The sequence below is a fragment of the Pseudomonas sp. R76 genome (genome assembly GCF_009834565.1).
GTDB lineage: Bacteria > Pseudomonadota > Gammaproteobacteria > Pseudomonadales > Pseudomonadaceae > Aquipseudomonas.
On the sequence record NZ_CP019428.1, the window covers coordinates 3,468,180 to 3,479,367 of the forward strand.

An 11,188-nucleotide genomic window follows, 5' to 3' on the forward strand; every position below is an offset into this window, starting at 1 on the left:
TTGGACGCCTGCATGTCAAAGTCACGCCGTTACTCCATCATCGGCCTGTGCGCCCTGTTGTTAATCGTGTTGCTCACTTGGTTTTTCTCACGCTCTACCCCGGTGAATGTGCCGCCGGCGATTGCCCATGGTTACGCCAAAGCCTTGAAGCAGGCGCATAACGGTGAGCCCGGTGCGGCCCGTGTGCTGTATCAACAGCTCGGGCGCCCGGACCTCTCGCCTGAACGGCGCGCTGCTTTGCACGCCGAATTGCCCAACTACCCAAGCCCTCAGGCGCTGAAACTCGCCGATAAAGACTTGGCCAATGATTCGCCACTGGTGCGCGAGGCGGCGATTCACAGCATTGTCGGCCTGGTGCCCAACGGCCAACGCGTGCTGTTGCTGGGGCCGGTGCTGGATGATCCCGAACAAGAAGTGCGCTTTGCCGCCGCCAACGCCTTGCTCGGCCTGTCGCCGGACACCCTCGGCTTGTACTTCGGGCCGTTGCAGCAAGTGCTCGATGAATTCGTGAAACAGCTCAAGGGTCAGCCCGAAACCGCTGAAAGCTGGATTCAACTGGCGCGCCTTTACATCCACAGCGCCCTGCTGCCGGACGCGCAAAATGCGTTGGAACAGGCCATGCGTTTGCAGCCGGACAACCTGCAAGCGGTCGTCGCGCAGATCGAGCTGCTGGATAAGCAGGGCAAGACCGATGAATCCCGCCAACTGCTGGCGCGGCAACTGGCGGCGCACCCGGAGTCCGCCTACTTGCAACACGCGCTGGGCATGTGGCTGCTGCACCATGGCGAACGCCCTTACGCCTTGCTCGGCCTGTCCAAGGCGGTGGAGCTGGAGCCGGACAATCAAGACTACCGTTACGACCTGGCCACTACCCTGCACGCCCAGGAAGAATTGGAAGCGGCCCAGCGCCAGTTGGAAGACATCATTCAGCGCCATCCCGCCAACCGCAAAGCCCGCGTGTTGCTCGTGAACTACTGGAAAGAAACCGGCCAATTGCAGAATGTGCAAGTCTTGCTGGCCCAGCTTGAGCAGCAGAACCCCGATGACCCGGCCCTGCAGCAAGGCCTGTAATCGCGCTAGAAAATCTGTAAAACCCATGCGGCCTTGTACATATGTCACCAAATGTTGAACCGCCACGGGCCACTACGGTCAAGTAAATATGGCGCGCCCCGGGCGGCGCGCTCCTCTACTTGTACGTGACCCGAGGGCACTTCTTGTCTACATCCAAAGAGCTGTTCAGTGAAAAGGCGGCCACCGGCATCGAAGGTCTTGATGACATTCTTGCCGGAGGGCTATCACGCAGCCACCTGTTCTTGCTGGAAGGCGAACCTGGCACCGGCAAAACCACCGTAGCGCTGCACTTTCTGCAGGCCGGCGCGAAAAACGGTGAGCGATCCCTGTACATCACCTTGTCCGAGACCGAGCGCGAACTGCGCCAGGGTGCCAAATCCCACGGCTGGGACCTGGATGACAATATCCATATCTTCGAACTCACCCCGCCAGAGAGCTTGCTCAACGCCGACCACCAGCAGAGCCTGCTCTACTCCTCCGACCTGGAACTGGGCGAAGCCACCCGCCAGATCTTTGAAGTGGTCGAACGGGTCAAGCCGACCCGCGTGGTCATCGACAGCCTTTCGGAAATCCGCCTGCTGGCGCAAAGCTCGCTGCGTTATCGCCGCCAGATTCTGGCGATCAAACACTACTTCGTGCGCTACGACGCCACGGTGCTGCTGCTCGACGACCTGACCACCGAATCCCTGGATAAAACCGTGCACAGCGTGGCCCACGGCGTGATTCGCCTGGAAGAGCTGACCCCCAACTACGGCGCCGAACGCCGCCGCGTGCGGGTGGTGAAATACCGGGGGCAGAAATACCGCGGGGGTTTCCACGACTTCACCATTATGGGCGACGGTATCCATGTGTTCCCGCGCCTGGTCGCCGCCGAGCATCGCGGCGGCTACGTGCGCCAGACCCTGAGCAGCGGCATCGCCGAGCTGGACGCCCTGATGGGTGGCGGCGTCGAGACCGGTTCCAGCAGCTTGATTCTCGGCCCGGCCGGTACGGGCAAATCGCTGATCTCGATGATCTTTGCCGCCGCTGCGGTCGCCCGTGGCGAAAAAGCTGCGCTGTTTATCTTCGACGAAGAACTCGGCTTGCTGTTCGAGCGCATGGGCAACATGGGCATCGACCTCGCCGCGCTGCAAGCCACCGGCAACCTGTTGATCGAACAGGTCGACGCCGCCGAGCTGTCCCCCGGCGAGTTTTCGCACCGGGTACGCCGTTGCGTCGACGAAGGCGGGATCAAAACCGTGGTTATCGACAGCATCAACGGCTACCAGGCCGCGATGCCGGAAGAAAACGCGCTGATCCTGCACATGCATGAATTGCTGCTGTACCTGAACCGTCGCGGCGCCGCGACCTTCATGACCGTCGCCCAGCACGGGCTGGTCGGTGACATGCAGGCGCCGGTCGACATCACTTACCTGGCTGACACCGTGATTCTGCTGCGTTATTTCGAAGCCTTGGGCAAGGTACGCCGGGCCATTTCGATCATCAAGAAACGCACCGGTGCCCACGAGTCGACGATTCGCGAATACCGCATCGGCAACCGTGGCATGACCGTCGGCGAACCCCTCGACAACTTCCAGGGTGTATTGCGCGGCATTCCGACCTACATGGGCGCCGGCTCGCCCCTGCTCAAGGATGAGGGCTAGTGGCGCGCATTTCTCCCGAATCCGAGCGTGCAATCATCCTGGCGCCGATGGGCCGTGACGGCTCTCTGGCGCTGATGATGCTCAACGAAGCCGGTTACAGCGGTATCGTTGCCACCAGTTTGGCGAATTTATGCGAAGCCCTGGAGCAAGGGGCCGGCTTGCTGGTGATTGCCGCCGAAGCACTGCGCGGCGTGGATATCGAGCCGCTGCTGGAGTACCTGCATCAACAGCCGGCGTGGTCGGATCTGCCGATCGTGCTGATGACCCACCATGGCGGCAGCGACCATAACGGTTCTTCGCATTTGAGCGGTCTGCTGGGCAACGTGACGTTTCTTGAGCGCCCTTTCCATCCGGTGACGCTGATCAGCCTGGTCAGCGCCGCCCTGCGCGGTCGACGCCGGCAATATGAGGCCCGCGACCGCTTGATCGACTTGAGCGAAAGCGAGCTGCGCCTGCAACGCACGCTGGAGACCCTCGAGCAGCAAGTCGAAGAGCGCACGGCGCAACTGCGCAGCAATGAGGAGGCGCTGCGCCAGTCACAGAAAATGGAAGCCGTGGGCCAATTGACCGGCGGCATCGCCCATGACTTCAACAACATGCTCACCGGCATTATCGGCAGCCTTGAGCTATTGCGCCGACGCGTGTCACGCGGAAAACTCGACGATCTCGACAGCCTGATCGACCTCGGCGTGACGTCGGCGAACCGCGCCGCAGGCCTGACCCACCGGTTGCTGGCGTTTTCGCGGCGCCAGTCGCTGGACTCAAAACCGGTGGAAATCAACCAGCTGGTGACGTCCATGGGCGAGCTGCTGCAACGCAGCATCAACGAAAGCATCGCCCTCGACATGCGCCTGACCGAGCAACTGTGGACCGCCGAAGCCGACCCCAACCAGCTGGAAAGCGCCCTGCTCAACCTGGTGATCAACGCGCGCGACGCCATGCCTGGCGGCGGCAAACTGGTGGTTGAGACCACCAATCGCCACCTGGACAGCGTGTTCACCGCCGCCTACGGCACGTTGAAGCCCGGCGATTACGTCGAGCTGAGCGTCAGTGACACCGGTTGCGGAATCCCGGAACACTTGATGGGCCGCGTGTTTGATCCGTTTTTCACCACCAAACCCATCGGCCAGGGCACCGGCCTTGGCTTGTCGATGATTTATGGTTTTGCCCGCCAGTCCCACGGCCATGTGACGATCCACAGCGAAGTCGGCACCGGCACCACCGTTAGCCTGTTCCTGCCGCGTTTCATGGGCGAAATGCAGACGCAGGCGCCCATTAACCCGACCTTGCTGCCATTCGCCAATGCCGGTGAAACCGTGTTGATCGTCGAGGATGACCCGGCGGTGCGGGTGTTGGTGTGTGCAGTGCTCAAAGAGCTGGGGTATGCCTCCGTCGAGGCGGGTGATGCCAATACGGCACTGCCCATTATCGAGTCCGGACAGCGTATCGACCTGCTGATCAGCGACGTGGGCCTGCCCGGCATGAATGGCCGGCAAATGGCGGAAATCGGCCGGCAGCTGCGGCCGGACCTCAAGGTGTTGTTTATCACCGGTTACGCCGAACACGCGGCAGTGCGCGGTGGTTTTCTCGACCCGGGGATGCAACTGATCACCAAGCCGTTCACGTTTGATCTGTTGACGGCAAAAGTGCGTGAGATGATTAAAAAATAGGGCTGCAGGGACGCAGCCCCCTTGCGCTTCAGGCCAGCAAGCGCTGGATATGCTCTTGCAGCGTATCCAGGTCAAACGGCTTGGCCAGGATCGGCGCGTTGCGCGTGATCGGGCTGTTGCAGTCGAGAATTTCCTGCGGGTAACCGCTGATAAAGATTACTTTCAATTCCGGACGCAGCTTGATCGCAGGCTCAGCAATCTGCACCCCGGAAATCCCGCCCGGCAGGCGATAGTCGGTGACCATCAGGTCCAGATGCGGCTTGGTCGCGAGGATCTCGAAAGCCTGCTCCCCATCAATAGCCTTCAAGACCCGGTAGCCCAAGCCTGCCAGGTATTCACCCAACACAAACATAATGGATTCGTCGTCCTCGACGATCAGAACGACATCTTGTGCATCTTCACTCATGGGAAGCCTTTGTCCGGTCAATAGCTGGAATTACGACCATGGGGTCACGCAGAGGTTGCGTCGAAGTGACGATTGATTTCATGTCGACGCCTCAAGCGGCAGGCACACCCGGAACAGCGCGCCCTCGCCTATCTGGCTTTGCACTTCGATCGTGCCGCCGTGGGCTGCCACGATCTGCTCGGAGATGAACAATCCCAGGCCCAGGCCCGCCGCCACATGGCTGGCGGACACTCGTTCGAACTGTTGGAAAATACGTTTCTGGTTGTCCTCGCTGATGCCGATGCCATGGTCACGTACTTCCACGCGCGCTTCGCCATGCTCGGTGTACACCCGCACTTCCACCGGGCTCTTGGCCCCGTAGCGCAAGGCGTTGGTCAGCAGGTTGGACACCACTTGTTCGATGCGAAACTCGTCCCAATTGCCCTCCACCGGGCCTTGGGTCTCCAAGTGCATCGATGACTCGGCAGCGGCCACTTGCGGCGCAAAGTTTTCCACCAGGTTGTGCACCAACTGGCTGAGGTCAAAGCGCGCCGGGCGAATCGACAGTTTTCCGGTGCGGATGCGCGACACGTCGAGCATGTCTTCGATCAGGCGAATCAGGCTTTTGATCTGGCGCTCATCGCGGTCGACCATGGCGTGCATCTTGTCCAGGGTAAACGCTGCAGCGTTATCCCGGGCCAGGTGCATCTTGCGCAGCTGGGTTTCGAGGATCAGGCCGTTCAGCGGCGTACGCACTTCGTGGGCGACGATCGACATGAAGTCATCACGCATGCGCACCGCTTGCTCCAGCTCGGCCTGGGTGGCTTGCAGGCGCGTCAGCAGCAGCTCCTGCTCGCGACGGCTGCGCTCCAGGGCTTCCACTTGCAGCTTCATGGCCTTGCTCTGGCGGTACAGGTCGACGAACACATTGACCTTGCTCTTCACCGCGTGGATATCCAGCGGCTTGTGCAGGAAGTCGACGGCGCCGCTTTCATAGCCCTTGAAGGCGTAGTTGAGTTCGCGGCCGGCGGCGCTGACGAACACAATCGGGATGTTCTTGGTTTTTTCGGTGCCGCGCATCAGTTCGGCCAGCTCGAAGCCGTTCATGCCGGGCATCTGCACGTCGAGAATCGCCATGGCGAACTCGTGCTCCAGCAACAGCGACAAGGCCTCGTCGGCGCTCAAGGCCTTGTAGACCTGGCGATCCTCGCGCTTGATCAGCGCTTCGAGGGCCAACAGGTTTTCCGGCAGATCGTCGACGATCAGCAGTTTGGCCTGGATATTACTTAACATGGGGAGGATTCCAGGGAAGCCAGCAATGAGGCAATGCGGCTCAAGGTCAGAATATGGTCGGGTGTATGCAACGCCAGGGCCGCCAGCGGCATCACGGCAATCCGTGCTTCCGTGGGGTCTTGTACGATGGTAGTGCCGCCCGATTGTTGGACGTGGACCAGGCCACGGGCGCCATCCTGGTTGGCGCCGGTCAGAAGAATGGCGAGCAGCCCTTTGCCGTAGGCATCGGCGGCGGACGCAAACAGGTAATCAATGGCTGGCCGGGAATGATGCACGCGGTCTTCCTGGCTCAGGGACAGGCTGCGGTCATGCTCGACCGACAGGTGATAACCGGGCCCGGCGAAGTACACCGTGCCCGCTTCGATCACTTGCTTGTCCTGCGCTTCCTTCACCGGAACCCGCAGACGCCGTGCAAACACTTCCGCCAACTGGCTGCGACGCTCATCCGGCAGGTGCAGCACGGCAATGATCGGCAGGCCGAAGCCTTCCGGCAACTCGCCGAAAATCTTCAGCAACGCCTCCACGCCGCCGGCGGACGCGCCGACGACGATGGCCTCAATCCCGCGGATAGGTTGCGCTTGCGCCTCGCTCATGATTTTCGGTAGATCCGTTCCTGCTTGACCAAGGGCTCGAATTGCTTGCTGTAGGCAGAGAAATCCAGGGTTTCCTTACTGCCCAGCACCAGGAAGCCGCGATGACACAGCGACTCATGAAACAATCCGAACGCTCGATCCTGCAATTTTTTATTGAAGTAAATCAATACATTACGACATGAAATTAATTGAGTTTCTGAGAATACGCTGTCGGTCGCCAGGCTGTGGTCGGCGAAGGTAACGTTTTCGCGCAGGCTTTTGTCGAAGATCGCGTAATCGTAGGCCGCCGTGTAGTAGTCGGCAAATGAACGTTGGCCGCCGGCCTGCTGATAGTTGGCCGTGTAGGCGCGCACATTCTCCAGGGAAAAAATCCCCTGCTTGGCTTTGTCCAGGGACGCGGGGTTGATGTCCGTCGCGTAAATGATCGTGCGCTCCAGCAAGCCCTCTTCACGCAGCAGGATGGCCATGGAGTACACCTCCTCGCCCGTGCTGCAGCCGGCGATCCAGATCTTGATCGACGGGTAGGTCTTGAGCAACGGCACCACTTCCTGGCGGATCGCCAGGAAGTGCGAGGGGTCGCGAAACATCTCACTGACCGGGATCGTTAGAAACTGCAGTAACTGCATGAACGCGGCAGGGTCGTGCAACACCCGCTCCTGCAACGCAGAAATGGTCGCGCAGTCAAACTGGCGCAGCGCATGGGCCACGCGGCGTTTGACCGACGCACCGGAATAGTCGCGAAAGTCATAGCTGTACTTGAGGTAAATCGCCTCGATCAGCAGGCGCAGCTCAATGTCGCTGCTTTTATCCAAGAAACTTCGCTCCACTTAAATGCGTTCCATCTTCGGCAGCCATACGCGAATCAACGAGAACAGGCGGTCCAGGTCAATCGGCTTGGCCAGGTAATCGTTGGAGCCCGCCGCAAGGCAGCGTTCCTGGTCGTCCTTCATGGCCTTGGCCGTCACCGCAATAATCGGCAGCTTCTTCCAGCGCGGGTCCTGGCGAATCAAGGCGGTGGCCTCGTAACCGTCCATCTCCGGCATCATCACGTCCATCAGCACCAGATCGATATCGTCGACTTCGTTGAGTTTGTCGATGGCTTCACGGCCATTACGGCCGATCACCACCACCGCCCCTTTGTGCTCCAGGGCGCTGGTCAGGGCGAAGATGTTACGCACATCGTCGTCCACCAGCAGGATTTTGCGCCCCTCGAAGACCTTGTCGCGGCTGCGCGCAGTCTTGAGCATCTTCTGGCGGTCATGGGACAGCTGCGATTCGACTTTGTGCAGAAAGAGTGTCACTTCGTCCAGCAAGCGTTCAGGTGAGCGCGCGCCCTTGATGATGATCGAACGCGAATACTTGCGCAGTTCGGCCTCTTCATCACGGGTCAGGTTGCGCCCGGTGTAGACGATGACCGGCGGGAACGAGCAGATGTCCTCGGTGGCCATGCGCTTGAGCAGCTCATTGCCGAGCATGTCCGGCAGCTTGAGGTCGATGATCATGCAGTCATAGATATTGGTGCGCAGCAGGTCCAGGGCAGCCTGGGCGTAGCCGACATCGGTGATTTCAATGTCATCGTCGCCGATCAGGCGGGCAATGCTGTCGCGCTGCAGGTCATCGTCTTCCACCAGCAGTACGCGCTTGACCTTCTGGGTCAGCTTGGCTTCCAGGCGCGCAAACACGTCCTTGAGCTCTTCGCGGGTGGTCGGTTTCACGGCATACCCGATGGCGCCCATGTGCATGGCGGCTTCGACGCGGTCTTCCACGGAAATCACGTGCACGGGAATGTGGCGGGTGCTGGCGTGTTCTTTCAGGCGTTGCAGTACGGTCAGCCCGGAATGGTCCGGCAGGCGCATGTCCAGCAGGATCGCGTCCGGGACGAATTCCTCCGCCAGGCTGTAGCCTTCGTCCGCGCCATGGGCGACCAGGCAGTTGTAGCCCAACTCATGGGCCAGATCGAAGAGGATACGCGCAAAGTTCGGCTCGTCTTCCACCACCAGGATGCAACGGGTGGTGAACGGGGCCTTGTCGCGATCATCGGCAAAGCGCGGGATCTGCTGCACATCCACCACTGGCAGCGGCGAGATCGCAGCAGGCTTGGGTGCCGGCGCGGTCACCACTTGGCGTGGCGGCTCAACCGGTGCGGCGCCCTCCTCGCGCTCGACGTACTGCTCGGGCAAGACCAAGGTAAACACACTGCCTTTACCCGGTTCGCTGGTCACGCTGATAGAGCCGCCGAGCAACGTCGCCAGGTCGCGCGAAATCGACAGGCCCAGGCCGGTGCCGCCGTAACGGCGGTTGGTGGTGCCGTCGGCCTGACGGAAGGCCTCAAAGATACTTTCCTGCTGGTCCGGGGCGATACCGATGCCGGAGTCACGCACGGTGAAAGCGATGCCCTCGCCCGGCGCGCGGGACACCGACAGGCTGACCTCACCCTGCTCAGTGAACTTGATGGCGTTGGACAGCAGGTTCTTGAGGATCTGCTCCAGGCGCTGGCGATCGGTAAACAGCAAGGTCGGCGCACCTTCCTGCACCTCGACCTGGAAGCCCAGCTTGCGGTCGGCGGCCAGCGGTTCGAACATGCCGCGCAGGCCGTCCACCAGGCGCACGACACTGGAGTTCTCCGGCCGCACTTCAAGCTTGCCGGCTTCCACCTTGGAAATATCCAGGATGTCGTTGATCAGGTTGAGCAAGTCATTGCCGGCCGAGTAAATCGACTCGGCAAACTTGACCTGCTCGGCGCTGAGATTTTCCTGGGGGTTTTCCGCCAGCAACTTGGCCAGGATCAACGAGCTGTTCAGCGGCGTGCGCAGTTCGTGGGACATGTTGGCGAGGAATTCGGACTTGTATTTGCTGGAGCGCTGCAATTCGTCGGCGCGATCTTCCAGCGCGAGTTGGGCCTGGTTGAGTTCGACGTTTTTGCGGTCCATGGCGTCGCGCTGCTCGGCCAGGGTTTGCGTCTGCTCGGCCAACTGCTCGTTGGTCTGCTCAAGTTCGGCCTGCTGGGTTTCCAGATGGGCCTGGGATTCCTTGAGGATGCGCGACTGCTCTTCGAGCTCTTCGTTGGCGGTCTTGAGCTCTTCCTGCTGCACTTGCAGTTCTTCGTTGAGCTGCTGGGTCTCGGCCAGCACTTCCTGCAGGCGCTGGCGATAACGCGCGGCCTCGATGGAGGTGCCGATATTGCCGGCAATCAGCTCCAACAGTTCGACGTCGCGGTCTTCCAGCGGGCGCAGGAGGCCCAGTTCAATCACCCCGTTGACACGGTCGTCATCGCTGGTGGGCATCACCAGCACGCTGCGGGTCGAGCCCTCGCCCAGGCCCGAACTGACCTTGAAGTAATCCACCGGCACATCGTCCAGGCGAATCAGGCGATCAAGCTGGGCGGCCTGCCCGACGATGCCTTCGTCGCTGTAGATCGACTGTTCCTGCTGCTCCTGATCGCGGGAGAAACCATAGGTGGCGACGCGCTTCAGACCGCCATGTTCTTCTCGCACATACAGCGCCGCAACCACGGAGCCCATGTACTGGGCAAAGAACTGCAGGATGTTGCGGCCCAGCATGTTCAAGCTGAGTTGCCCCAGCACTTGTTCGGCCAGCTCGGTCTGGCCATTACGCAGCCAGGCTTGCTGCTCAAGGCGCCGCGCAATCTTCTGTTGGGACGCGAGGTTTGCGCTGTAACTGTCTGATAAAGAAACTAAATTCCTTCTTCCGCTGTACGCCAGGAAGCCGCTCAAACCGAGTACAAAGGCCAGGTACAGGGTGACGCTGATCACCGTGGTGCGAGTGACATCCGCGTTACGGGTTACCCGGAACTGCTGCTCCATATCGACCGCGTTCACATATTCCTGGCGAATCGCGTCGGTCAGGCTCTTGCCCCGGCCCGCCTTCACCGCTGCACGGTAGTCACCGCTGCTGCGCTGCAGGTCGATCATCGATTGCGCGTATTTGTTCCACTCGGCCTGCATCGCTTCCAGGCGTTTAAGACGGTCCACCTGTTGCGGGTTATCCGCCACCAGCTCCTGCAAATTATGCAAATCGCCAATGATCCGGGGCTTTGCGACTTCATACGGGTCGAGGAAATGCTCGTCGCCGGTGATCAGGAAGCCACGCAGCCCGGTTTCCAGGTCCACCGTCAGCTTGGACGACTCGTTGAGGTTATTGATGACCCGATCGGTGTGCTCGACCCACTGGATCACCGACAACAGGTACGTGATCAGCACGACGAAAAATGCTGCGCTGAGCACACCTACGCCTAACGGCAGGGCCACGTTACGGCTCAGGAGTTTACGAAAGCTCTGTTCATCGACAGTCGACGCGGGAGTCATGGGCATGCCTTGGCCAGGTACGGAAAAACAGGGAGTTTGCCCGAATAACACGCCCCAAGGCTATGTTTGTGCGTCAATTCAGGGCGTATGCCTACGCGCTGCGCGGGTATCTCGCGCCGATTCAGGCCGGCTTCCTCACGGGTTAACACACCTGAATACAGATGCCTGGGCGTGGGCCGGAACGCGCCCGCAGAATTGTGGCACTCAG

The 11,188-nt window shown here is 60.6% G+C and carries 8 protein-coding genes; 3 read left to right on the top strand and 5 right to left on the bottom strand.

Going from position 1 to position 11,188, the window contains the following annotated elements:
- Positions 1 to 12: 12 nt before the first annotated feature.
- The 3 genes from PspR76_RS15650 to PspR76_RS15660 all read left to right on the top strand — a co-directional run bounded on the left by PspR76_RS15650 (position 13) and on the right by PspR76_RS15660 (position 4,384).
- The gene (locus tag PspR76_RS15650) at positions 13 to 1,071 is read left to right on the top strand and encodes a HEAT repeat domain-containing protein (RefSeq protein WP_159956615.1); all 1,059 of its coding nucleotides are present in this window, start codon (positions 13 to 15) and stop codon (positions 1,069 to 1,071) included.
- A 143-nt stretch (positions 1,072 to 1,214) separates the two neighbouring features.
- Positions 1,215 to 2,714, top strand: coding sequence for an ATPase domain-containing protein (locus PspR76_RS15655; protein WP_159956616.1), 1,500 nt, complete (start codon positions 1,215 to 1,217; stop codon positions 2,712 to 2,714).
- A 47-nt stretch (positions 2,715 to 2,761) separates the two neighbouring features.
- A complete protein-coding gene (locus tag PspR76_RS15660) occupies positions 2,762 to 4,384 on the top strand; it encodes an ATP-binding protein (protein WP_442966826.1) in 1,623 nt (540 codons plus the stop codon).
- Between the two features lie 28 nt (positions 4,385 to 4,412).
- Here the strand turns inward: PspR76_RS15660 and PspR76_RS15665 are convergent, their stop codons facing one another.
- The 5 genes from PspR76_RS15665 to PspR76_RS15685 form a co-directional block, all read right to left on the bottom strand.
- Complete coding sequence (locus PspR76_RS15665) at positions 4,413 to 4,790, bottom strand: response regulator (RefSeq protein ID WP_003217591.1); 378 nt, start codon at positions 4,788 to 4,790, stop codon at positions 4,413 to 4,415.
- Positions 4,791 to 4,868: 78 nt separating this feature from the next.
- Positions 4,869 to 6,062 carry a hybrid sensor histidine kinase/response regulator gene (locus PspR76_RS15670; protein ID WP_159956618.1) on the bottom strand — a complete coding sequence of 398 codons (1,194 nt, stop codon included), beginning with the start codon at positions 6,060 to 6,062 and terminating at the stop codon, positions 4,869 to 4,871.
- A complete protein-coding gene (locus PspR76_RS15675; RefSeq protein ID WP_159956619.1) occupies positions 6,056 to 6,655 on the bottom strand; it encodes a chemotaxis protein CheB in 600 nt (199 codons plus the stop codon). Before PspR76_RS15675 ends, PspR76_RS15670 begins: the two co-directional genes overlap by 7 nt.
- Positions 6,652 to 7,482 (bottom strand): CheR family methyltransferase, encoded by an 831-nt coding sequence (locus PspR76_RS15680; protein WP_174245630.1) that lies wholly within the window; start codon positions 7,480 to 7,482, stop codon positions 6,652 to 6,654. Before PspR76_RS15680 ends, PspR76_RS15675 begins: the two co-directional genes overlap by 4 nt.
- Positions 7,483 to 10,980, bottom strand: a complete 3,498-nt coding sequence (locus tag PspR76_RS15685) for a response regulator (RefSeq protein ID WP_159956621.1) — start codon at positions 10,978 to 10,980, stop codon at positions 7,483 to 7,485.
- Positions 10,981 to 11,188 lie beyond the last annotated feature (208 nt).

What these genes read in the sequence shown, in the direction of transcription:
- PspR76_RS15650 (WP_159956615.1), top strand. Translation starts at nt 13, where the DNA reads ATGTCAAAGTCACGCCGTTACTCCATCATCGGCCTGTGCGCCCTGTTG.
- PspR76_RS15660 (WP_442966826.1), top strand. Translation starts at nt 2,762, where the DNA reads ATGGGCCGTGACGGCTCTCTGGCGCTGATGATGCTCAACGAAGCCGGT.
- PspR76_RS15665 (WP_003217591.1), bottom strand. Translation starts at nt 4,790, where the DNA reads ATGAGTGAAGATGCACAAGATGTCGTTCTGATCGTCGAGGACGACGAA.
- PspR76_RS15670 (WP_159956618.1), bottom strand. Translation starts at nt 6,062, where the DNA reads ATGTTAAGTAATATCCAGGCCAAACTGCTGATCGTCGACGATCTGCCG.
- PspR76_RS15675 (WP_159956619.1), bottom strand. Translation starts at nt 6,655, where the DNA reads ATGAGCGAGGCGCAAGCGCAACCTATCCGCGGGATTGAGGCCATCGTC.
- PspR76_RS15685 (WP_159956621.1), bottom strand. Translation starts at nt 10,980, where the DNA reads ATGACTCCCGCGTCGACTGTCGATGAACAGAGCTTTCGTAAACTCCTG.